The sequence below is a fragment of the Aeromicrobium sp. P2_G6 genome, from assembly GCF_056403535.1.
Genome location: NZ_JBFUFH010000002.1, coordinates 784,509 through 806,039, shown reverse-complemented (window position 1 = coordinate 806,039; position 21,531 = coordinate 784,509). Strand labels below are relative to the sequence as shown.

22 protein-coding genes are annotated in these 21,531 nt (G+C 67.7%); 8 read left to right on the top strand and 14 right to left on the bottom strand.

The window, feature by feature from the left end; translation table 11 throughout:
• Positions 1-26: 26 nt before the first annotated feature.
• The 4 genes from qcrC (at position 27) to AC1DVU_RS10485 (ending at position 4,002) form a co-directional block, all read left to right on the top strand.
• Complete coding sequence (gene qcrC, locus AC1DVU_RS10500) at positions 27-851, top strand: cytochrome bc1 complex diheme cytochrome c subunit (RefSeq protein ID WP_476922374.1); 825 nt, start codon at positions 27-29, stop codon at positions 849-851.
• Complete coding sequence (gene qcrA / locus AC1DVU_RS10495; RefSeq protein WP_476922373.1) at positions 848-1,897, top strand: cytochrome bc1 complex Rieske iron-sulfur subunit; 1,050 nt, start codon at positions 848-850, stop codon at positions 1,895-1,897. The genes qcrC and qcrA overlap by 4 nt, the downstream gene beginning before the upstream one ends.
• The gene (gene qcrB, locus AC1DVU_RS10490) at positions 1,894-3,606 is read left to right on the top strand and encodes a cytochrome bc1 complex cytochrome b subunit (protein ID WP_476922372.1); all 1,713 of its coding nucleotides are present in this window, start codon (positions 1,894-1,896) and stop codon (positions 3,604-3,606) included. Before qcrA ends, qcrB begins: the two co-directional genes overlap by 4 nt.
• Before the next feature lie 126 nt (positions 3,607-3,732).
• A complete protein-coding gene (locus AC1DVU_RS10485; RefSeq protein WP_476922371.1) occupies positions 3,733-4,002 on the top strand; it encodes a hypothetical protein in 270 nt (89 codons plus the stop codon).
• Here the strand turns inward: AC1DVU_RS10485 and AC1DVU_RS10480 are convergent.
• The 11 genes from AC1DVU_RS10480 to AC1DVU_RS10430 form a co-directional block, all read right to left on the bottom strand.
• The gene (locus tag AC1DVU_RS10480; RefSeq protein ID WP_476922370.1) at positions 3,982-5,157 is read right to left on the bottom strand and encodes a L,D-transpeptidase; all 1,176 of its coding nucleotides are present in this window, start codon (positions 5,155-5,157) and stop codon (positions 3,982-3,984) included. The two genes, AC1DVU_RS10485 and AC1DVU_RS10480, sit on opposite strands and share 21 nt — an antisense overlap.
• 86 nt (positions 5,158-5,243) lie before the next feature.
• Positions 5,244-5,639: a cytochrome c oxidase subunit 4 gene (locus AC1DVU_RS10475; RefSeq protein WP_476922369.1), complete on the bottom strand. Its 396-nt coding sequence runs from the start codon at positions 5,637-5,639 to the stop codon at positions 5,244-5,246.
• 3 nt (positions 5,640-5,642) lie between these two features.
• Positions 5,643-7,403 (bottom strand): aa3-type cytochrome oxidase subunit I, encoded by a 1,761-nt coding sequence (ctaD, locus tag AC1DVU_RS10470; RefSeq protein WP_476922368.1) that lies wholly within the window; start codon positions 7,401-7,403, stop codon positions 5,643-5,645.
• Complete coding sequence (gene ctaC, locus AC1DVU_RS10465) at positions 7,403-8,251, bottom strand: aa3-type cytochrome oxidase subunit II (protein ID WP_476922367.1); 849 nt, start codon at positions 8,249-8,251, stop codon at positions 7,403-7,405. The genes ctaD and ctaC overlap by 1 nt, the downstream gene beginning before the upstream one ends.
• A gap of 125 nt (positions 8,252-8,376) precedes the next feature.
• Positions 8,377-9,351: a carbohydrate kinase family protein gene (locus tag AC1DVU_RS10460; RefSeq protein WP_476922366.1), complete on the bottom strand. Its 975-nt coding sequence runs from the start codon at positions 9,349-9,351 to the stop codon at positions 8,377-8,379.
• 58 nt (positions 9,352-9,409) lie between these two features.
• Positions 9,410-9,778: a HesB/IscA family protein gene (locus AC1DVU_RS10455; RefSeq protein ID WP_476922365.1), complete on the bottom strand. Its 369-nt coding sequence runs from the start codon at positions 9,776-9,778 to the stop codon at positions 9,410-9,412.
• Between the two features lie 81 nt (positions 9,779-9,859).
• Positions 9,860-10,975: a glycerate kinase family protein gene (locus tag AC1DVU_RS10450; protein WP_476922364.1), complete on the bottom strand. Its 1,116-nt coding sequence runs from the start codon at positions 10,973-10,975 to the stop codon at positions 9,860-9,862.
• Positions 10,976-10,990: 15 nt separating this feature from the next.
• Positions 10,991-12,262, bottom strand: a complete 1,272-nt coding sequence (locus AC1DVU_RS10445; protein ID WP_476922363.1) for an aspartate aminotransferase type Ic — start codon at positions 12,260-12,262, stop codon at positions 10,991-10,993.
• A 27-nt stretch (positions 12,263-12,289) separates the two neighbouring features.
• Entirely contained in the window at positions 12,290-12,859 is a 570-nt protein-coding gene (gene pspAB, locus AC1DVU_RS10440) for a PspA-associated protein PspAB (RefSeq protein ID WP_476922362.1), read from the bottom strand.
• Between the two features lie 6 nt (positions 12,860-12,865).
• A complete protein-coding gene (htpX, locus tag AC1DVU_RS10435) occupies positions 12,866-13,768 on the bottom strand; it encodes a zinc metalloprotease HtpX (RefSeq protein WP_476922361.1) in 903 nt (300 codons plus the stop codon).
• The gene (locus tag AC1DVU_RS10430) at positions 13,743-14,468 is read right to left on the bottom strand and encodes a PspA/IM30 family protein (protein ID WP_476922360.1); all 726 of its coding nucleotides are present in this window, start codon (positions 14,466-14,468) and stop codon (positions 13,743-13,745) included. Before AC1DVU_RS10430 ends, htpX begins: the two co-directional genes overlap by 26 nt.
• A gap of 30 nt (positions 14,469-14,498) precedes the next feature.
• Between AC1DVU_RS10430 and AC1DVU_RS10425 the strand changes: the two genes are divergently transcribed.
• Positions 14,499-15,047 (top strand): DUF3043 domain-containing protein, encoded by a 549-nt coding sequence (locus tag AC1DVU_RS10425; protein ID WP_476922359.1) that lies wholly within the window; start codon positions 14,499-14,501, stop codon positions 15,045-15,047.
• Between the two features lie 166 nt (positions 15,048-15,213).
• Here the strand turns inward: AC1DVU_RS10425 and AC1DVU_RS10420 are convergent, their stop codons facing one another.
• Both AC1DVU_RS10420 and gcvT read right to left on the bottom strand, forming a co-directional pair.
• The gene (locus tag AC1DVU_RS10420; protein ID WP_476922358.1) at positions 15,214-15,417 is read right to left on the bottom strand and encodes a hypothetical protein; all 204 of its coding nucleotides are present in this window, start codon (positions 15,415-15,417) and stop codon (positions 15,214-15,216) included.
• Between the two features lies 1 nt (position 15,418).
• Positions 15,419-16,519 carry a glycine cleavage system aminomethyltransferase GcvT gene (gene gcvT / locus AC1DVU_RS10415; protein ID WP_476922357.1) on the bottom strand — a complete coding sequence of 367 codons (1,101 nt, stop codon included), beginning with the start codon at positions 16,517-16,519 and terminating at the stop codon, positions 15,419-15,421.
• A gap of 81 nt (positions 16,520-16,600) precedes the next feature.
• Here gcvT and AC1DVU_RS10410 point away from each other — a divergent pair, with 81 nt between their 5' ends.
• On the top strand, positions 16,601-18,049 hold the full coding sequence (locus AC1DVU_RS10410) for a leucyl aminopeptidase (RefSeq protein WP_476922356.1): 1,449 nt from the start codon (positions 16,601-16,603) through the stop codon (positions 18,047-18,049).
• The gene (locus AC1DVU_RS10405) at positions 18,046-19,398 is read left to right on the top strand and encodes a serine hydrolase domain-containing protein (RefSeq protein ID WP_476922355.1); all 1,353 of its coding nucleotides are present in this window, start codon (positions 18,046-18,048) and stop codon (positions 19,396-19,398) included. The genes AC1DVU_RS10410 and AC1DVU_RS10405 overlap by 4 nt, the downstream gene beginning before the upstream one ends.
• 57 nt (positions 19,399-19,455) lie before the next feature.
• On the opposite strand, the gene AC1DVU_RS10400 is transcribed toward AC1DVU_RS10405, so the two are convergent.
• On the bottom strand, positions 19,456-20,028 hold the full coding sequence (locus tag AC1DVU_RS10400) for a hypothetical protein (protein ID WP_476922354.1): 573 nt from the start codon (positions 20,026-20,028) through the stop codon (positions 19,456-19,458).
• Between the two features lie 106 nt (positions 20,029-20,134).
• Between AC1DVU_RS10400 and lpdA the strand changes: the two genes are divergently transcribed.
• Positions 20,135-21,517: a dihydrolipoyl dehydrogenase gene (lpdA, locus tag AC1DVU_RS10395; RefSeq protein WP_476922353.1), complete on the top strand. Its 1,383-nt coding sequence runs from the start codon at positions 20,135-20,137 to the stop codon at positions 21,515-21,517.
• Positions 21,518-21,531: the final 14 nt, after the last annotated feature.

Genomic DNA, 21,531 nt, shown 5'->3' with positions numbered 1-21,531 from the left:
CAGCACTTCAAGGAATGAGGTTCTCGGTGCGGAAACTGTCCACCAGACGCCGGCATCCACTCGCCGGCATCGTCGTACTCCTGATGTCGCTCGTCGTCATGGGAGGCCTCTCGGCGGCACTTGCACCGAAGCCCGCGCAGGCTGACACCGCGTCGACGCAGGACGTCGAGGCCGGTCGCCAGCTGTTCCTGGTCGGCTGCGCCAGCTGCCATGGCAAGAACGCCAGCGGCATCGAGACCAAGCGTGGCAGCAACTACGGCCCCTCGCTGATCGGCGTCGGCGCTGCCGCCGTCGACTTCCAGGTCGGCACCGGCCGCATGCCGATGGCCAAGTCGGCTCCGCAGGCCCCGGTCAAGGACCCCGAGTACACCGACGAGGAGACCAAGCAGCTCGCTGCCTACATCGCGTCCCTCGCACCCGGACCGGCCATCCCCGACTCCGAGTACACCGACATCTCGGGCAAGACCGTCGAGCAGATCCGTGAGGGCGGCGAGTTCTTCCGCACCAACTGCACGGCGTGCCACAACTCGGTCGGCGCCGGTGGCGCCCTGCCGGGCGGCAAGTACGCCCCCAAGCTCGACGGCGTCAGCGCCAAGCACATCGCTGAAGCGATGATCACCGGGCCGCAGCAGATGCCGGTGTTCTCCGACGACGTCATCACGCCCGAGGACAAGAGCAACATCATCGCCTACATCAAGCAGGTGCAGAACCAGCCCAACTACGGCGGCATGGCCGGTGGCGGCCTCGGCCCGGTGTCCGAAGGCCTGTTCACCTGGCTCATCGGCATCGGCGGACTGCTGATCGCGGCGATCTGGATCGGCGCGCACGGAGCGAGAGTGAAGAAGAAATGAGCGACGAGCTGGACCTCGTGCCTGATCACGAACCGGTCAAGGACCCCGGCCTGCCGGATCACCAGTACCGACCGACCGACGTCGACCCGGCGCAGGACAAGCGCGCCGAGCGACAGATCTCCGGCATGTTCACGGTGGCGTCGCTGCTGCTCGTCGGGTTCTGCGTCGGCTACATCATGATCGACAAGGACCAGACGTTCCTGGGCTGGTCGGCGATGAACTTCACGCTGGGTGCGACACTCGGCGGCGCGATGCTGCTCATGGGCGTCGGCATCATCCAGTGGGCCAAGAAGCTCATGGGCGACCACGAGATGGTCGAGCTGCGCCACCCTGCGAGCTCGAGCGCCGAGGACCGTGCCGACACGCTCAAGGACCTCAACGACGGCATCAACGAGTCCGGCTTCGGCCGTCGCCCGATGATCCGCCGTTCACTGTTCCTCTCGATGGGTGCCCTGGCACTGCCGACGGTCATCCTGCTCCGTGACATGGGTCCACTGCCCTACGGCCACAAGAACACCGTGTGGAAGAAGGGCATGCGCGTCGTCAACGACGTCGCCGGCACGCCGATCAAGCCGTCTGACCTGCAGGTCGGCCAGCTGGTCAACGCCGAGCCCGCGATCATGTACGAGACCGACAAGGACGGCCACCCCGTCCTCCACGGCACCGAGCTGCTGCAGGAGAAGTCCAAGGCAGCCGTGATCGTCGTCCGGATGCGCCCTGAGGACATCTCGCCCGCCAAGGGCCGGGAGAACTGGGGCATCGACGGCATCCTCTGCTACTCCAAGATCTGCACGCACGTCGGTTGCCCCATCAGCCTGTGGGAGCAGCAGACCCACCACCTGCTCTGCCCGTGCCACCAGTCGACGTTCGACCTGGCCGACAACGGCAAGGTCATCTTCGGTCCCGCGCACCGGCCGCTCCCCCAGCTGCCCCTCGCGCTCGACGCCGAGGGCTACCTGATCGCCGTGAGCGACTTCCCCGAAATCGTGGCGCCCAGCTATCCAGAACTGGCACGCGACCAGAAGAGGTTGGACGATAAGTCATGAGCACCATCGACGACAGCACCAACATCGAGGACACCGGCTTCGGCAAGAAGGCCGCCGGACCGGTCGAGTGGCTGGATGACCGCCTCGGCCTCGCCGGTGCCAGCAAGCGTTCGCACCTGCTCCGCAAGGTCTTTCCCGAGCACTGGTCGTTCATGCTGGGCGAGATCGCCCTCTGGAGCTTCGTCGTCCTGCTGCTGACCGGCACGTTCCTGACGTTCTGGTTCCAGCCGAGCATGGCGGAGACGACCTACAACGGGTCCTACACGCCGCTCAACGGGCTCGAGATGTCCCAGGCGTACGCCTCGACGCTCGACATCTCGTTCGACATCCGCGGCGGGCTGCTGATCCGCCAGATCCACCACTGGGCGGCCGCGCTGTTCGTCGCCGCGATGATCGTCCACATGCTCCGTGTCATGTTCACCGGCGCCTACCGCAAGCCGCGTGAGCTCAACTGGCTGATCGGCATCGGCCTGATGGTCCTGGGCCTGGTCGAGGGGTTCGCGGGCTACTCGCTCCCCGACGACCTGCTGTCCGGCACGGGCCTGCGCTTCGTCGACGGGTTGCTGAGGTCGATCCCGATCGTCGGCTCCTACCTCGAGTTCTTCATCTTCGGTGGCGAGTTCCCCGGCGACGTGATCATCCCGCGCCTCTACATGGCGCACATCCTGCTGATCCCGGCGCTGCTCCTGGCGCTCATCGGTGCGCACATGATCCTGCTCGTCTTCCACAAGCACACGCAGTGGCCTGGCCCTGGACGCACCGAGAAGAACGTCGTCGGCTACCCGATGCTCCCGGTCTACGCCGCCAAGGCGGGCGGGTTCTTCTTCGTGGTCTTCGGCTTCACTGCCCTGCTGGGCGCCCTGCTGCAGATCAACCCGATCTGGGCCTACGGCCCCTACAACCCCTCCGAGGTCACCGCCGGCTCCCAGCCGGACTGGTACATGGGCTTCGTGGAGGGCGCGGTCCGCATCATGCCCAACTTCGAGAGCACGTTCTTCAGCTACACCTGGAGCTGGAACGTCTTCCTTCCCGCGGCGATCCTGCCGGGTGTCTACCTGGGCATCGGCGCGGCATGGCCATTCCTCGAGCAGTGGATCACGGGTGACAAGCGTGAGCACCACCTGCTGGAGCGCCCGCGCAACGCGCCGTTCCGGACTGCGTTCATCGTCGCGGCCATGACCTCGTACGGCGTGCTGTGGATCGGTGGCGGCAACGACATCATCGCGACCAAGTTCCACCTGAGCCTCAACGCAATCACCTGGTTCTGCCGGATCGGCTTCTTCGTCCTGCCGGTGATCATGTTCATCATCACCAAGCGGATCTGCATCGGCCTGCAGCGTGCGGATGCCAACCGCATCTTGCACGGCTACGAGACGGGCGTCATCGAGCGCTCGCCCGACGGCGGCTTCACCGAGCGCCACGCGCCCCTGCCGGTCGGTTCCCAGTACACGCTGACCGTCCACGACCGGCTACCGGTGCTCGAGGCTCCCCCGGAGACCGACCACAACGGTGTGGCCGCGCCGCACGGCCGCATGGCCAAGATTCGCGCCAAGGCGCGGGCGATCTACTACGACGGTGCGGTCGACAAGCCCACCGTCGAGGACGTCCACCACGCCGAGGAGCATCTCGCCCATCACAACGGGCACCCGGTCGAGCTCGGCGACGAGTTCCAGGGCGTGTCCGAGACCGGCATCCCCCGGGTGCACTGAGCTCCCACGACACGAAGCCCCCGTCAGCGACTCGCGGGGGCTTCGTCGTGTCGCCTGTGGAGGTCTCGATTCGCTGAACTGGCAAACTGAGTTGTCGGATTGGCGATGCCGCGGCAGGCTGGAGTCATGTCATCCTCACGAGTCACTCCCCCGCGTACGCCCGTCCCGCCGCCCACCAAGCACCAGCTCGCGCTGATGATCTGGATCGCGGTCTTCCCGACACTGAGCGTCATCAACCTCGCCCTCGGCGACACGCTGAAGGACCTGCCGACCGTCGTGCGGACCCTGGTGCTCGCGACCGTGGCGGTCCCCATCGTCATCTACGGCCTGATGCCGCACCTGCACAAGGCTCGCGCAGCGCTCGTCGTACGTCGCTCAGGCGCTGTGGAGCGCTGAGCCCTTGAGCCAGGTCGACCAGCTGACGTTCCAGTCGGTCCAGCCGTTGCGGTCCTCCAGCGGCCTCGGGCTGTGGACGTAGCGGACGACGTCACCGCGGCGGGAGTGGTGGTAGAGCCAGCTCGCGTTGGCGGTGCTCATGCCGGTGCAGCCGTGGCTCACGTTGGCCCGGCCCTGCGAGCCCACCGACCACGGCGCGGCGTGCAGGAACTCCCCGGAGTTGGTGACTCGCATGGCCCAGCGGACGTTCTCGATGTTGTAGTAGCCCGGATCCTCCGAGTCGACGCCTGTGGTGGCCGCGTCCATGTCGATCGAGGAGAACTTCTCCATGATGACCTTGGTGCCCTCGCGCGTGCGGTGGCCGTTGTCGCCAGTCGTCACCGGGATGGTCTTCTCGACCTTGCCGTCCACGGTGTACTTGAGTCGGTGCTTCGCGACGTCGACGACCGTCACCCGCTTGCTCCCGACCTTGAAGTCGACGAGCTGGTCCTGCTGGCCGTAGATGCCGGCACCGGCGGGCAGGCCGTTGAGGCGCAGGTTGATCTTGACCCGGGCATGGGCCGGCCAGAAGGTCTGCGGGCGGAAGTGCGCTTCGCGGTCCGAGAACCAGGTCCATGAGCCCTCGACAGCAGGGGTCGACTGCACGTGCATGTTGCGCTCGAAGAGCGCCCGGTTCTTGACCGGGACGTCGAACGTGACGATGACCGGCATGCCGACGCCGACGGTCTCACCCTTGAGGGGCGCCACGGACGGGTAGGTTTGCTGGGCGAGGGTCAACGCCTGGGTCGTGAAGCGGCGGATGATGTGTCCGGGCTTGCCATCCTCTCCTGTGCCCTCGACCTTGAGCGTGTAGGCCGTGCCAGGCTCCAGACGCTGGCTCGCCAGCCATGAGTCGCCAGCCACCCGGCCCTTGACCGTGGACATGCCGTCGTCGCTCTTGAGGACCGCGCTGGTGATCGACCCGTGTGCCGCTTTGACCGCGACGATCGTGCTGACCTCGACGTCGGCAGCCTTCTGCTCGACGTTCGCCGTCAGGGTGATGGGATCCTTGGGGTCGTCGGGAGTGACGGCGTCCTTGACGCCGTCGGTGGTGCAGGCGGACAGAGCCACAAGAGCCGCGCACAGGAGCGCGGCCGGCAGACGAAGATCCCTCACCAGATCATTCTAGGTGGTGACAGGTCGCCGTCCGGACACGCTCGGAGCGTCATCCGACGCGTCGCGATGTCGCGCAGGTCAGGCGATCAGTGGGCGTGGATGCCGCGGTAGTACTCGAAGATCCAGCCGATGGCCGCGACCGACAAGAGCACGGCGCCGATGATGAACAGCCACCAGCCGATCACGACGCCCAGCACCACGACCGCGAGCGCCGAGGCGCAGAACAGGGGCCACCAGCTGTAGGGCGGGAAGAACCCCTGCTCGCCGGCGCCGTCCGCGATCTCGCCATCGCTGCGGTCCTCGGGGCGGTCGGGGATCTGCTTGGCCACGACGCCGAGGTAGAACCCCAGCAGGGCGGTTAGAAGGAACGTCATGGTCAACGCCGACGTGCCGGTGGGGTCGTGCGTGAGAACCCAGTAGACGGGCGCGACGATCGCGAAGAAGATCCCGCACGCGATGATGGTCCAGTACTCGGCCTTCATGGATCAGCGACCGTCCTTGCCGTCGTCGGGGTGGTCTGTCGGCGCCTGACCCTCGCCCTTGCCCTCGACGTCAGGCGCGTCGGCGAACGTCGAGGTCTCCCCCGGGTTCTCGAGCAGCTCGAGCCTGGCGATCTCCGGGTGGTGCAGGTCGAACGCCGGGCTCTCGGAGCGGATGCGCGGCAATGACGTGAAGTTGTGGCGCGGCGGCGGTGAGGACGTGGCCCACTCGAGCGAGCGGCCCCAGCCCCACGGGTCATCGAGCCCGACAAGCGGCCCCTTGCGCGACTTCCACACGTTGAAGAAGAACGGCAGCGTGGACGCACCGAGCAGGAACGCACCGATCGAGGAGATCTCGTTGAGCGTCGTGAACCCGTCGGTCGGGCTGTAGTCGGCGTAGCGGCGCGGGAAGCCCTCGACGCCCAGCCAGTGCTGCACCAGGAACGTCATGTGGAACCCGATGAACAGCAGCCAGAAGTGGATCTTGCCGAGCTTCTCGTCGAGCATGCGCCCGGTGAGCTTGGGCCACCAGAAGTAGAACCCGGCGAACATCGCGAACACCACCGTGCCGAACACGACGTAGTGGAAGTGGGCAACCACGAAATAGCTGTCAGACAGCTGGAAGTCCAGCGTGGGCGACGCCAGGACGACCCCGGTCAGACCACCGAAGAGGAATGTCGTGAGGAAGCCGAGCGAGAAGATCAGCGGGGTGTCGAAGGACAGAGATCCCCCCCATAGCGTGCCGATCCAGTTGAAGAACTTGACTCCTGTCGGCACCGCGATCAGGAAGGTCATGAACGAGAAGAAGGCCAGGTCGACCGAGCCCGTCACGAACATGTGGTGCGCCCACACCGCGACGGACAACGCCGCGATCATGAGGGTCGCGCCCACCAGGCCCATGTAGCCGAAGATCGGCTTGCGGGAGAAGACCGGCAAGATCTCGGTGATGATGCCGAAGAACGGCAACGCGATGATGTAGACCTCAGGGTGCCCGAAGAACCAGAACAGGTGCTGCCACAGGATCGGACCACCGTTGGCGGCGTCGAAGACGTGGGCGCCGAGACGGCGATCGGCCTCGAGCGACAGCAGCGCGGCGGCGAAGATCGGGAACGCGATGATGACCAGGATGCTCGTGACCAGGGTGTTCCACACGAAGATCGGCATCCGGAACATCGTCAGGCCCGGCGCTCGCATGGTGAAGATCGTGGTGATGAAGTTGACCGCGCCCAGGATCGTGCCCAGACCCGACATCCACAGGCCCATGACCCATAGGTCACCGCCGAGGCCTGGCGAGTTGACCGCATCACTCAGCGGCGCATACGCGAACCAGCCGAAGCTCGCCGCTCCCCCGGGCACGAAGAACCCGGAGACGACGATCGTCGAGCCGAACAGGTAGAGCCAGTAGCTGAACATGTTGAGGCGCGGGAACGCGACGTCGGGCGCACCGATCTGCAGGGGCATGACCGCGTTGCCGAAGCCGAAGAACAGCGGCGTCGCGAACATCAGCAGCATGATCGTGCCGTGCATCGTGAAGAGCTGGTTGTAGGTCTCCTCGTCGACGATCTGCGTGCCGGGCTGTGCCAGCTCAGCGCGGATCAGCAGCGCCAGGATGCCGCCGATGATGAAGAACGCGAACGACGTGAAGAGGTACATGTTGCCGATCACCTTGTGATCGGTCGTGGTGAGGACCGTAACGACCTTCTGACCGAGGGTGCGCTCGTGCGTCACCTCGCGAGGTGTCTCGAATGCCGCCGTGGTGGTGGCCATTATTTACCGCCTCCGTTGCCTTGGACGTCGGTCACGTGCCCGCCCTTGCCGAGGCCTGCGATGGTGTGGGCCTCTTCTGCGCCCTTGGGCGCGCCCGTCTGACCGGCGCTCTCGAGCTTGGCCAGGTGCGCTTCGTACTCAGCGTTGGACACGACGTGGACCTTGAAGATCATGCGTGAGTGGTAGAGGCCGCAGAGCTCGGCGCAGCGTCCGGTGAAGACACCCTCGCGGGTCGGCGTCATGTCGAACGTGTTGATCTTGCCGGGCACGACGTCCATCTTGAAGTAGAACTCAGGGACCCAGAACGAGTGGATGACGTCCGGCGACACCAGGTTGAACCGAATCGACTCGTCGACGGGAAGCCACAGGTCTGCGGGGTTCTGGGGCGTGCCGACATCGAACACGTCCTCACCCTGCGTCGCGTCCTCGTCGAGGTAGTTGAAGGCCCACTGCCACTTGCTGCCGACGACCTCGATGGTGTGGTCGGGATTGTCGACCTTCTCGAGCATCTCGTTCTGCGACGTGACGGTGTGGAAGAAGAAGACCGCGACGATGATGACCGGCGCGAACGTGTAGAGCGCCTCGATCGGCAGGTTGTAGCGAATCTGGACCGGGACCTCGTCGTCGCTGCGGCGGCGGTAGCGGACCATCGAGAAGACGATCAGGCCGAAGACCAGCAGGAACACGGCCAGCACGGCGATCCAGGCGCCGAGCCACACGTTCCACATGGCGTTCGATCGATCGCTGCCCGCGACAGGCAGCGCAAGGCGCTTGAGGTCGTTGTCACCGACCTCGGAACAGCCGCTCAAAACGACAGCAGCCACAACGGCGATAACCGCCAGCTTCATCCGACCCACGGGGCGCCTTTCTGAACCATGACTGTCACGTGACGACACGTGAAGCACCTTACTGGAGCGAGGCCGGTCACCTGCGGTGAGGTCTGCCTCTGTTGAACGTACGTCTGAAGGTCGGGTCACGCGAGCGAAAGTGCCGCGTCGATCTCAGCCTTGGCCTGCTCACCGTACGCCGCGCTGATGCGCTTGAGGAACCCCTCGCGCTCGAGCTCGTACTCCTGGGTGCCCTTGGTCTCGACGACGCTGGCGGCGATCGTGCAGCCGATCTGTGCCGAGCGCTCGAAGTTGAGTCCGCCCGCGATTCCAGCCAGGAATCCGGCGCGGAAGCTGTCACCGACGCCGGTCGGGTCAACCGCGACGATTCCCTCGTTGGCCTTGACCTCGATCGGGTCGCCGTCGGCCGGGTAGACCGTCACGCCGGCCTTGCCACGCGTCACGATGCGGGTGCCGACGTGAGCCTGGACGTCGGCCGAGGACCAGCCGGTCTTCTGCTCGATCAGCGCAGCCTCGTAGTCGTTGCTGAACAGGTAGGCAGCGCCGTCGATCAGGTCGCGGATGACGTCGCCCTCGGCCCATGCGAGCTGCTGCGAGACGTCGGCCGCGAACGGGATGCCGTGCTCACGGCAGGCGCGGGTGTGGCGCAGCATGCCCTCGGGGTCGTCCGGGCCGACCAGCACGAGGTCGAAGTCCTGGCCGAGCGCGAACAGGTCGATGTCGCGCGACTCGGACATCGCGCCGGCATAGAACGTGGCGATCTGCGCCATCTCGGTGTCAGTCGTGCACACGAAGCGCGCCGTGTGGCGGGTCTCGGACACCAGCACGCCGGACGTGTCGACGCCCGCGTCGTCGAGCCAGCCGCGGTACTCGACCTCGAAGTCACGGCCGACGGCGCCCACGAGCAGGGCCCGGTAGCCGAGGCGCGCGAGCGCGTAGGTGATGTTGGCGGCGCACCCCCCACGGCGTACGTCGAGGTCGTCCACGAGGAAGGACAGCGAGATCTTGTCGAGCTGGTCCGGCACGAGTGAATCGGCGAACTTGCCCGGGAAGGTCATGAGGTGATCAGTGGCGATCGAACCGGTGATGGCGAGGTGCACCCCCACACAATAGACAACGGCCTCCCGCAATGCAGGAGGCCGTCGTGTGTCTTATGTCTTAGTGGAACGAATCGCCGCAGGCGCAGGAGCCGGTCGCCATCGGGTTGTCGATCGTGAAGCCCTGCTTCTCGATCGTGTCGACGAAGTCGATCGTCGCGCCACCGAGGTAAGGAAGGCTCATGCGGTCGACCACGACGTTGACGCCGCCGAACTCGAAGATCTGGTCGCCGTCGAGCGAGCGCTCGTCGAAGAACAGCTGGTATCGCAGGCCCGAGCAACCGCCGGGCTGCACCGCGATGCGCAGCGCGAGGTCGTCGCGACCTTCCTGGGCGAGCAGGCTGCTCACCTTCTCGGCAGCGCCCTCGCTGAGGGTCACCCCGGTCGCCGGTGCGGTCTCGACGGTGGACTGCTCAGTCTCGATCGTCATCTGGTCTCCCATGGATCTGGTCTTTTGGTCACGACACGGTGGTCAACATGCTCCGTGCCGATTCCATTCCATCGTACGCCGTCAATCCTCAGACCGTGGCGACCACGTACGTGCGACACGCTCGGCGAGCGCTGCGAGGCTGGCGTACGCCTCGCCCATCGCCGCGTCGATGCCAACCAGCTCGGTGACCGAGTACGCGCTCTCGATGCCCATCGCGCGCATTTCGCGGGAGCCGACCAAAACCTGGCCCGCGAGCACGATGCACGGGCGAGCCGCCGCGCCGGCCACGGCCGCGACGCCGAAGACCACCTTGCCGGCACGGGACGAGAAGTCGTACTTGCCCTCCCCCGTCACGACGAGGTCGTGGGCGCCGGCCTGACTCGTGAGCCCGACGGAGTGCGCGACGAGGTCGATGCCGGAGACCACCTCGCCGCCGAGGAGCATCAGCGCGAATCCCAGCCCGCCCGCAGCACCCGCCCCCTTGGCATCGGCCACGCGGCGCTCCGCCGGTGTCGTGCCGCAGGTCGCGGCGACGAACCGGTCGAGCGCACCGTCAACGGCGATGATCTGGTCGTCGGTCAGGCCCTTCTGCGGGCCGAACGTCTTGGTGGCGCCGAACATCCCGAGCAGCGGGACGTCGACATCGGCGGCGATGACGAGCTCGACGCCGTCCAAGCGAGCGCGGGCCGGCGCCAGGTCGACCTGTGTGATGCCGGCGAGGCCCCCGGGCCCGGCGTCGAGCGGCACGTCTGCTGTGGCGCCCAGCGCAGCGAGGAGTCCCGCTCCCCCGTCGTTGGTGGCGCTGCCGCCGAGTCCGACGACGATCCGGCGAGCCCCCGCGTCGAGCGCAGCACCGATCGCCTGGCCGACGCCGTACGTGGTGGCGTTCAAGGGGTCCTGCGGGACGACCAGGTGGAGACCGCAGGCCTGGGCACTCTCGACATACGCCGTGCCGTTGGCGTGCAGCACCGTCACGGGCACGTCAGCGCCCACCGGGCCGCGCACGGTCACGATCGCCAGGTCTCCGCCGATGCCCTCGTGCAGGACGTCGACGAACCCCGGGCCACCGTCGGCCATTGCGGCGGTGGTCAGCTCGTCGTGGGGCGCGTAGCGGTGCCAGCCCTCGATGATCGCTCGCGCCGCCTCGGGAGCTGTCAGCGTCCCTCCGAAGGCGTCCGGCGCCACCAGAACCCTCACGCGTACGTCAGCGGTCTACTGGGTGAGGGCTTGCTCGGCCGCGGCGATCAGCACGCACGTCGCGAGCACGTCGATCGCTGCCTCGAGCTCCTCCGGCGAGGGGTACGACGGCGCGATGCGAATGTTGCGGTCACGCGGGTCGTCGCCATAGGGAAATGCGGCACCGGCGGGCGTCATGGCGACGCCTGCCTCCCGGGCGAGCTGGATGACCCGCGACGCCGTGCCGTCGACGACGTCGAGGCTGACGAAGTAGCCGCCCTTGGGCTCGGTCCAGCTCGCGACGGCGTAGTCGCCCAGGCGAGCGCGCAGGATGTCGACGACGGCCTGGAACTTCGGCGCCAGGATCGCGCGGTGGCCGTCCATCAGCGCGTGCACGCCGTCGACGCTCTTGAGGAACCGGGCATGCCGGAGCTGGTTGACCTTGTCCGGGCCGATCGTGCGCTTGGCGAGGTGCTTGAGGTACCACTCGATGTTGGCGGCCGAGCTGCCCAGGAAGCACACGCCGGAGCCCGCGAACGTGACCTTGGAGGTCGACGCGAAGATCACGGGGCGGTTGGGGTGTCCCGACGCCGAGCAGAGACCCAGGATGTCGGCGGTCTTGGTGTGCTGCTCGGTGAGGTGGTGCACGGCGTACGCGTTGTCCCAGAAGATCCGGAAGTCCGGCGCCGCGGTCTCGAGCGCAGCGAGCTCGGCGGCAACCGCCTCACTGACGACGGCCCCTGTCGGGTTGCTGTAGGTCGGGACGAGCCACATGCCCTTGACCGCAGGGTCCTTGACGAGCTCGCGCACGGCGGCGACGTCGGGCCCGTCGTCGAGCAGGTCGACCGGCAGCATCTCGATGCCGTACTCCTCGAGCAGCGCGAAGTGCCGGTCGTAGCCGGGGACGGGGCAGATGAACTTGACGGCCTCTTCGACGCCCCACGGCTGCTCGGAGTCGGCAACGCCGTGGAACAGCGCGAACACGAGGTTGTCGTGCATCATCGCGAGGCTCGCGTTGTCGCCGGCTACGACCTGGTCGACGGGCACCTGCATGATCGGGGCGAAGATCTCCCGCAGCTCGGTCAGCCCGGTGAGCCCGCCGTAGTTGCGGGTGTCGGTGCCGGCGGCGTCCTTGAAGTCCGGGCCGGGCATCGACAGCAGCTCGTTGGACAGGTCGAGCTGCGCCGGCGACGGCTTGCCCCGCGTGAGGTCGAGCTTGAGGCCCGAGTCCTTCAGGGTCTGGTACGCCGCCGTCTGCTCGTCGAGCAGGGCCTGGATCTGGTCACTGGAGAGGGTGTCGAACGTCACCCGTCCAACCTATCCGGCCGGGTCGATTCAGCCGAGACCGGGAGCGCCCCAGATTGCGAGCCACTTGGTGAGGTCGGGCTCGATCGGCACGTCCTCGGAGACGACACCACGCACCTGCAGCTCGAGGGCGTTGTCGCGCTTCTCCCCCTCGAGCGGCACGAACGGGTAGAACGTGCCGCGCTTGTAGAGATAGACCAGCGCGAGGGGCTTGCCGTCCGCCGCAGTGAAGCCGATCGTCGAGCACAGCAGGGCCGAGCCGAACCCGGCGTCGGCGAGCGAGCTGTTGACCGCGTGCAGGTCGGTCACGAGCCCCGAGACGTCCTTGTCGGTACGTGTGACGGTGAGCCAGTGGAACCCGAACCGGTCCGTGCTGCGCGTGACCGTGGCCCCGGCGTTGGTCGTGATGAGCTTCTCGGCGTCGGCCATCACGGCGTCGTCGGCGTTGCCCTCGACGTCGCGGAAGCACACCGACCCCGAGCCGGTCGTCGCGAACCCCTCGGTCTGCAACGACAGCGCGGCCTGCGGGACGGCGAACAGCACGTCGAGATCGGCCTGCGGCGGCTTGGTGCGACCGAGGATCGCGTCGAAGATGCCCACCGCCGGTCAGCCCTGCTCGGAGAGCTCGGCGCTGACCTTGGCGAGCTGGTCGAGACGCACCTGCAGGGGCGGGTGGGTCGCGAACATCGCGCCGATCGACTCCCGGTTGATCGCCGGCGCGAAGAAGAAGGCGCTGATCGCCTGTCCCTCGCGGAGGTCGCGGTTGGGGATGCGGGCCATGTCGCCGGAGATCTTGACGAGCGCCGACGACAGCTTGGACGGCCGGCCGGTGAGATAGGCGCCGCTGCGGTCGGCGCTGAGCTCGCGATAGCGCGACAGCGAGCGGGTCAGGACGAAGCTCAGGAAGTAGACCACCATGCTGACGAGGAACACGACCAGGAACACGGCGCCGCTGTTCTTGTTGCCGCGGCCGCCGAAGATGTTGCCGGCGTACATGCCCCAGCGTGTGATGAACCCGGCGAGCAGCCCGAGCGACGAGGCGACCGTCATGACTGTGACGTCGCGGTTGGCGACGTGGGACAGCTCGTGGGCCAGGACGCCTTCGAGCTCGTCGGCGTCGAGGCGCTGCATGATGCCGGTCGTGACGCACACCGAGGAGTGCTTGGGCGAGCGTCCGGTCGCGAACGCGTTGGGCATGTCGGTCACTGCGACCGCGACCCGCGGTTTGGGCATGTCGGCGAGGGCGCAGAGCCGGTCGATCATGGCGTGCAGCTCGGGCGCCTGCTCGGGCTCGACGACCTTGGCGCCCATCGACTTGAGGGCGAGCGAGTCGGAGAAGTACCACTGGCCCCACGCCAAGCCGAGCGTGATGATGATGGCGATGATGCTGCCGTTGAAGACCTCGAACAGCACGACGCCGAAAATGACATAGAGCGCGCCGAGTCCCAGCCCGACACCACCCATCCGCAGCGTCAGGCCGCGGTCACCTCTGAATCGCGTCCGTGCCATCGTCGTCCTTCCTGGGGGTGGAGATCTCCTCGAGCTGCCGGTCGACCTCGGCACTGTCCAGCGCCGTGTCGAACTGGCGGCGCAGCGCGTCGTCGGCGCTCTCGCCGGGCTTGCTGACGATGCCCTCGGAGACGAGCTCGTCGACCGCGTCGGCGGTCGCCTCGAGCTCCCGCGTACGCCGTTCGGCCGACTCGACGGCCTGGCCGACATCGCTGACGGACGAGTTGATGCCTCGCGTGGCGCTGTTGATCTCCGCACGGGCGGCTGCAGCGGTGTGGCGCGCTGCCAGAGTGTCCTTGCGGACGCGGAACGCCTCGACCTCCTGCTCGATCTTGAGCGCCGTGGCCTCGAGCTTGTCCTCCTCGGCCTTGAGGTCGGCGTGACGCGTCTTGAGGTCGACAGCCGCCTTCTCGAGGGTGACCTTGCGGGTCAGGACGGCGCGAGCCTCGTCGTCGTTGCCGTGGGCCACGGCCTGGCGTGCCTCGTCGTCGAGCTGAGCAGCCTGCTGGTCGAGCGCGACCAGCTGGAGCTCGACCCGCTTGCGGCTCGTGGCGACGTCCGCGACCCCTCGGCGTACCTGCCGGAGCAGGGCCGTCTGGGTGCGGTAGGTCTCGTCGAGCTTGTCCTTGAGGTCCTCGACATCATTGCCACGAAAACGCCACGAACGGAAGATCTTGGCGATCCGCTTGCCGATGCTCATGCCAATTAGCCTACGGGTAGGGTTGCGCAGGTGGTAGACGAGACAGAGGCCGGCAAGGGGCGTCGCACGCCGACGCGCAAAGAGGCCGAAGCCGCGCGCAAGAAGCAGATGAAAGTCCCCGTGACGCGCAAGGAGCAGGCCAAGCGTGAGCGGGCCGCCCGCGAGGAGCTCCGGCTCAAGCAGCGCGAGGCGCTCAAGACCGGCGACGAGAAGTACCTCCCGCTGCGTGAGCGCGGCCCGGTGCGCAAGTTCGCCCGAGACTACGTCGACCGCAGGTGGAACTTCGCGGAGTTCCTGCTGCCGTTCCTGGCACTCGTGCTCGTCATCAGCATCTTCGGCAGCAACGCCCAGTGGGGTGCCACGGCGACCTTCTTGCTGTATCCGTTCATCATCTTCGGCACCGTGATCGATGAGCTCCTGCTCGTGCGCGGTCTCAGGAAGCAGCTCAAGCAGCGGTTCTCACCCGACGAGACCCGCGGCTCGGTTGCGTACGCGGTCCTCCGCAGCACGCAGCTGCGCCGGTTCCGGCTCCCCAAGCCGCAGCTCAAGCGCGGCGAACCCCTCGCCAACCGCTACTGACAGTTCTACGGCACCACCCGCCGGTCGAGTAGCCAGCGAGCTCTGCGAGCAGGCGTATCGAGACCCAGTGAGCCGAGGGCTCGCTCGACCCATCGAAGTCCTGTGACGTGGTCTCGATACGGGTCCTCGTTCCTCGGACCCACTCGACCACCGAGTAGGTCGTCGGCTACGACTCCGTGTCGGCGTGCAGGGACATCGGGCCGTAGATCTCGGTCTCGCCGTCGAACAGGCGTACCTGGTCGATCCCCTGCTCGAGCAGGGCCCCGAACTCCTCGCCGACCCATGACTCGGCGTCGCCGCGACTCTCGAACTCGTCCGACCGGCCCTCGACCTCGCCGAGTGAGTTCTCCAACGTCCATGTCCAGCCCATGTCAGCTCTCCTTGGTCGACGGTTGCACGAATGGTGGTTTGGTCACGGTGAATGCCTCGGAGCGACCTCGTACGTCGACCGTGACGGTCGCGCCGTCCTCGACCGATGGCTCCAGCAGTGCCAGCGCGATGCCCTGGCGAAGCGTCGGGGAGAACGTCCCCGAGGTGATCTCGCCGAGCTCGGCGCCGTCAGCATCGGCGACCGTCATGCCGGGTCGCGGGATGCCGCGACCCTGGGCGAGGAGCCCGCGCAGCGTACGGACGGTCTTCTCGGCGCGTTGCCGCTCCAGTGCCTCCTTGCCCCAGAACGCCGGCTTGTTCCACCCGACAGCCCAGCCGGCTCGCGCCATGACCGGACTGATCTCCGGGGACAGCTCGTGCCCGTGCAGGGGGTAGCCCATCTCCGTGCGGAGTGTGTCGCGAGCCCCGAGGCCGCAGGCGCGGATGCCGTACTGCTCCCCCGCTGCCATGACGGCGTCCCAGACCTCGCCCGCGGACGCCGACGGGACGACCAGCTCGTAGCCACGCTCGCCGGTGTAGCCCGTGCGGCACACCGTGATCTCCTGACCGGCGATCGTCGCGTCGGCGAATGACATGTACTCATGGTCGACCGGCAGGTCGAGGGACGTCAGCACCTCGTCGCTCAGCGGCCCCTGGATCGCGAGGACCGCGTAGTCGCGGTGCTGGTCGATGACCTCGATGCCAGGTGGCGCGGCGGCCTGCAGGCGGGCCACGACGGCCGCGGTGTTGGCTGCGTTGGGGATGAGGAACACCTCGAAGTCGCTGCGGAGGTAGGCGATGAGGTCGTCAACCGTGCCACCGTCCTCGTCGCAGCACAGCGTGTACTGCGCCTTGCCGGTCTCGATCCGACGGAGGTCGTTGGTCAGGCACTCGTTGACGAAGTCCGCAGCGCCCGTGCCGCGCACCAGGGCCTTGCCCAGGTGGCTCACGTCGAACAGGCCGACAGCCTCGCGTACGGCCTTGTGCTCAGCCAGCACGCCACCCCCGGAGTACTCCAGCGGCATGTCCCAGCCGCCGAACTCGGCGAGCTTGGCGCCCAGGGCCACGTGGCGGTCGTGCAACGGCGAATGAAGCAGATCCATGGCAGCCAACCTAGGGCACCTGCCCAGGCACCTCGTCGGGGTCCTCGCGCCGGTGTGGCCCTCGACCCTAGAGTGGCGGACATGCTTTCCGTGACCCTCAGCACCGCCAAGCCGACCACCGCGCGCGCCGACGCCCTGATCCTTGGGATCCGGGGCGACGAGGACAAGGGTGATCTGGCGCCGACGCTCGATCTGCTGGGGTTCACGGGTGAGAAGGGGCAGACCGTGACGTTCCCCGCCAACGGTGCCGCGAAGGCGTCGCTGATCGTCGCCGTCGCACTGCCCGAGGAGCCGACTGCCGAGGACCTGCGCCGGGCCACGGCCCGGGGCGTACGCGCTGCCAAGAACGCCACGAGTGTCGCGATCGCATTGCACCCGGCCGGCGTCGACGAGGTCGAGGCGATCGCCGAGGGTGTGCCGCTCGGTGCCTACGCGTTCGAGACCTTCAAGTCCAAGAAGAAGGGCGACGCCAAGAAGCCCAAGCTCAAGAGCGCGGTGATCCTGAGCCCGTTCGCACGTCAGACGACGGCGACGAAGGCCGTCGAGCGGGCGGCGACGGTTGCCGCTGCGGTCAACACCGCGCGCGACTGGGTCAACATGCCTCCCGGCGACCTGCGGCCGGCTGACTTCGCCGAGGCCATCACGACCCACGCGGGCACCGACGTCAAGGTGACGGTGTGGGACGAGAAGCGACTCGCCAAGGAGAACTGCGGTGGCATCCTCGGTGTCGGCCGCGGATCCGACAGCCCGCCGCGGCTGGTGACGCTGTCGTACTCCCCCGCCAACGCCGTCACGCACCTGGCGCTGGTCGGCAAGGGCATCACGTTCGACTCGGGCGGACTCTCGATCAAGCCGGGCGCCTCGATGCAGACCATGAAGCTGGACATGGCCGGCGCCGCCGCGATCGTCGCCGCGACCGTCGCAATTGCCCGACTCGGGCTGCCGATCAAGATCACCGCGTACGCGTGCATCGCCGAGAACATGCCGAGCGGCGGCGCGACCCGCCCCGGTGACGTGCTGACGATGCGCAGCGGCGCGACGGTCGAGGTGCACAACACCGACGCCGAGGGGCGCCTCGTGCTCGCCGACGGCCTCGCCCTCGCCGCCGAGGCCAAGCCGGATCGCATCGTCGACGTCGCGACCCTCACGGGCGCCTGCGTCGTGGCGCTGGGCGAGCAGACCAGCGGCATCCTCGGCAACGACGAGGAGTTCGGCGACATGGTCTTTGCCGCGTCGAAGTCCGCAGGCGAGTCGATGTGGCCGCTGCCGATCACAGAGGAGATGAAGGGCAAGGTCAACTCGTCCAGCATCGCCGACCTGCGCCAGCACAACCCCAAGCCGTACGGCGGCGCGTTGTTCGCGGCGGCGTTCCTGCGGGAGTTCGTCAAGGACATCCCCTGGGCGCACCTCGACATCGCCGGGCCGTCGTTCAACGAGGGCAGCGCGTTCGACTACACGCCCGTGGGCGGCACCGGCACCGGCGTACGTACGCTCGTCCGGCTCGCGACGGAGCTGGCCGGGGCTCGATGACGATCGACGCCTCCACGAGCCGGGCGCTGTCCCAGCGGCTCGCCGTCGAGCAGTCGAAGCAACGCCTTCCGTCGATCGCCGCCGGCATCGTGCGTGACGGCTCAATCGTCTGGTCTGACGCCGTCGGCACACTCGACGGCCGTGCTGACGGTCCTGCACCGACGACGGACACGCAGTACCGGATCGGGTCGATCTCCAAGACGTTCGTCGGCGTCGAGGTCCTGCGCCTGCGCGACGAGGGACGCCTCGACCTCGGCGACACGATCGGCACTCACCTGCCCGAGGTGCCGTTCCCGCAGGTGACCGTCGCTCAGCTGTTGACGCACACCTCGGGGCTCCAGGCCGAGACCGACGGCGACTGGTGGGAGCGCACCGAAGGCGGCTCGTGGGCCGCCCTGCTGGCCTCCAGCCCCGGGCTGCGATCGACGCCCGGCACGGTCTTTCATTACTCCAACGTGGGCTTCGCCGTGCTCGGTGAGCTCATCGCCCGCCTGCGGGAACAGCCGTGGCAGGACGCCGTCCGGGTGGGCATCCTCGAGCCGCTCGGCATGACGCGCACGACACCCCGTCCGATGCAGCCTGCCGCTCCGGGCCTTGCGGTGCACCCACTCGCCGACCTCGTGCACGTCGAGCCCGAGCACGACGCCGTTTCGATGGCGCCCGCCGGTCAGCTCTGGTCGACGGTCGACGACCTCGCCGTGTGGGCGGCCTTCCTGGGTGGGCGAACCGGCGACGTGCTGGCTTCGGACACGCTGAAGGAGATGCTGCGGCCGATCGCGGTCAACGACGTGGTCGGTGCGGCCTGGACCGGCGCGCACGGCCTCGGCTGGCAGACGTGGAACGTCGAGGGGCGCCGGTTCGCCGGTCATGGCGGATCGATGCCGGGGTTCGTGGCGGACCTCCGGGTCGACATCGAGTCCGGCGACGGCATCGTGCTGATGACCAACGCCACCAGTGGCCTGGGCAAGGCGACCACCGAGCTGCTCAGCCTGTTCGCCGAGAAGGAGCCGTCGCCGCCGAAGCCGTGGACGGCCGATGTCTCCCAGGCAGCGAGACTCGACCTGGTCGGCCCGTGGTTCTGGGGAACGTACGAGTTCAGGCTCTCGCTCGCGGCAGATGGTCAGCTCGTGCTCGGCACACCGGGCGAGGGCCGCGGCGCGCGCTTCAGGCCCGACGGCGACGGGTGGGTCGGACTCGACGGCTACTACCGCGGAGAGCCGCTCGCGGTGGAGCGCGACGCCTCAGGCCGGGCGATCCGCCTGGTGCTCGCATCGTTCGTCTTCACCCGCACGCCCTACGATCCGGACGCGACGATCCCCGGCGGTGTCGACGAGGCCGGCTGGCACTGAGCGGAGCAACGGAGGCTTAGGACGCGGGCGGCCCACGCACCTCAACCAGCTGGTAGGTCAGTCAGGCAGGCCGAGGGCTCGCGCGGCGTCCTCGACGGTGTCCCACCGGTGGCGATCGCCGCCGAGCCGGTCCGGGTGCGCCTGCTTGCGTGCCTTGCGGTAGACCCGCATGAGCTCCTCGAACGACGGGTTCGTCGGCAGCGGGTCGACCCCGGCGATCGACTCCAGCGTCATGATCGCGGCGAGCTCCTTGGGGGTCTGCTTCGCCGGCTGCGGAGTCGTGGAGGTCGTCTGCGGTGACGGAGTGCCCTTGGCCTTGCGGAGGTCGTAGTCACGCTTGCGCGACGGCACACCGACCAGGTTGGCGTCATAGACCGGGATGTTGAGCTTCTTGCGCGCGAACTCGTACGCGGCCTGGGCCGAGGGGACCCGGCGACGGATCGACTCACCGTCGGCGGCGACCAGGAGCAACGTCGTCTGGGTGACCGAGGTCTTGGGCTCGACGTAGGCCTCGACGCCCTTGCGTGACTCGGCGAAGGCGCGCAGCGCGTCGAGGTCCGCTCGGCTCGCGTTGCGATCGGAGACCACGGCGCCGCCATCAGTCCTGGCCTTACGCCGGAAGATTCCCATGTGACAAGTGTGCCCGATCATCGGGCACACCCCGATCAAACCCCGGTGGCAGCGTCGTTGCCTCAAGTGACAAGATGATGACGAACGACATCCTTGGGAGGACACAGTGGCGGACGTCGCCGGCAACAATTTCGACATCGTGATTCTCGGCGGCGGCAGTGGCGGTTACGCCTGCGCGCTGCGGGCGGTCCAGCTCGGCAAGTCCGTCGCGCTGGTCGAGAAGGCCAAGCTGGGCGGCACGTGCCTGCACACCGGCTGCATCCCGACCAAGGCGCTGCTCCACTCGGCGGAGGTCGCTGACCTGTCGCGCGAGGGCGAGCACTACGGCATCAGGTCGACGTTCGACGGTGTCGACATGCCGGCGGTCAACAAGTACAAGGACGGCGTGATCGATCGCCTCTACAAGGGTCTCCAGGGGCTCATCAAGTCCGGTGGCATCACGGTCGTCGAGGGCGAGGGCAAGCTCGTCGACGCCAAGACGGTCGAGGTCAACGGCGAGCGCTACACCGGCACCAACGTCGTGCTGGCGACCGGCTCGGTCTCGCGCACGCTGGGTCTCGACATCGGCGGCCGGGTCATCACGAGCTCCGAGGCGCTCACGATGAGCGAGGTCCCCGAGAAGGTCGTCATCATCGGCGGCAGCGTCATCGGCGTCGAGTTCGCATCGGTCTGGAAGTCGTTCGGCGCCGACGTCACGATCATCGAGGGCCTGCCGACGCTCATCCCGCTCGAGGACCCGTCGCTGTCCAAGCAGCTCGAGCGCGCGTTCCGCAAGCGCAAGATCAACTTCAAGACTGGAGTCAAGTTCAGCAGCGTCGAGCAGACCGAGTCCGGCGTGACGGTGTCCCTCGAGGACGGCACGACGATCGAGACCGACCTGGTCCTCGTCGCGGTCGGCCGCGGCCCCAACTCCGCCGGCATGGGCTACGAGGAGGCCGGCATCACGGTCGACCGTGGCTGGGTGCCCACCAACGAGCGCCTCGCGACCAACGTCGACGGCGTGTTCGCGGTCGGTGACCTCGTCCCCGGCCTGCAGCTCGCACACCGCGGCTTCGCGCACGGCATCTTCGTCGCCGAGGAGATCGCCGGCCTCAAGCCGCAGCCGGTCATCGACTCCGGCATCCCCCGCGTGACCTACTGCGACCCCGAGATCGCGTCTGTCGGGCTCACCGAGCCGCAGGCCCGCGACAAGTACGGCGACGACAAGGTCGAGATCCAGGACTACAACCTGGGCGGCAACGGCAAGTCCCAGATCCTCAGCACGGCGGGCAGCGTCAAGCTCGTACGCGAGAAGGACGGGCCCATCGTCGGCGTCCACATGATCGGCGCCCGCTACGGCGAGCAGGTCGGCGAAGCCTCCCTGATGGTCAACTGGGAGGCTTACCCCGAGGACGTGGCGCAGTTCATCCACGCCCACCCCACCCAGAACGAAGCACTCGGCGAGGCAGCACTCGCGCTCGCCGGCAAACCGCTCCACTCACACGCCTGACCCGGAGAACCAGA

Coding starts and splice junctions, on each gene's coding strand:
- ctaC (WP_476922367.1), bottom strand. CDS start 8,251: ATGAAGCTGGCGGTTATCGCCGTTGTGGCTGCTGTCGTTTTGAGCGGC.
- AC1DVU_RS10455 (WP_476922365.1), bottom strand. CDS start 9,778: ATGACGATCGAGACTGAGCAGTCCACCGTCGAGACCGCACCGGCGACC.
- htpX (WP_476922361.1), bottom strand. CDS start 13,768: ATGGCACGGACGCGATTCAGAGGTGACCGCGGCCTGACGCTGCGGATG.
- AC1DVU_RS10400 (WP_476922354.1), bottom strand. CDS start 20,028: ATGGGAATCTTCCGGCGTAAGGCCAGGACTGATGGCGGCGCCGTGGTC.
- AC1DVU_RS10405 (WP_476922355.1), top strand. CDS start 18,046: ATGACGATCGACGCCTCCACGAGCCGGGCGCTGTCCCAGCGGCTCGCC.
- AC1DVU_RS10485 (WP_476922371.1), top strand. CDS start 3,733: ATGTCATCCTCACGAGTCACTCCCCCGCGTACGCCCGTCCCGCCGCCC.
- AC1DVU_RS10475 (WP_476922369.1), bottom strand. CDS start 5,639: ATGAAGGCCGAGTACTGGACCATCATCGCGTGCGGGATCTTCTTCGCG.
- AC1DVU_RS10420 (WP_476922358.1), bottom strand. CDS start 15,417: ATGGGCTGGACATGGACGTTGGAGAACTCACTCGGCGAGGTCGAGGGC.
- AC1DVU_RS10410 (WP_476922356.1), top strand. CDS start 16,601: ATGCTTTCCGTGACCCTCAGCACCGCCAAGCCGACCACCGCGCGCGCC.
- AC1DVU_RS10430 (WP_476922360.1), bottom strand. CDS start 14,468: ATGAGCATCGGCAAGCGGATCGCCAAGATCTTCCGTTCGTGGCGTTTT.
- ctaD (WP_476922368.1), bottom strand. CDS start 7,403: ATGGCCACCACCACGGCGGCATTCGAGACACCTCGCGAGGTGACGCAC.
- gcvT (WP_476922357.1), bottom strand. CDS start 16,519: ATGGATCTGCTTCATTCGCCGTTGCACGACCGCCACGTGGCCCTGGGC.
- qcrB (WP_476922372.1), top strand. CDS start 1,894: ATGAGCACCATCGACGACAGCACCAACATCGAGGACACCGGCTTCGGC.
- qcrA (WP_476922373.1), top strand. CDS start 848: ATGAGCGACGAGCTGGACCTCGTGCCTGATCACGAACCGGTCAAGGAC.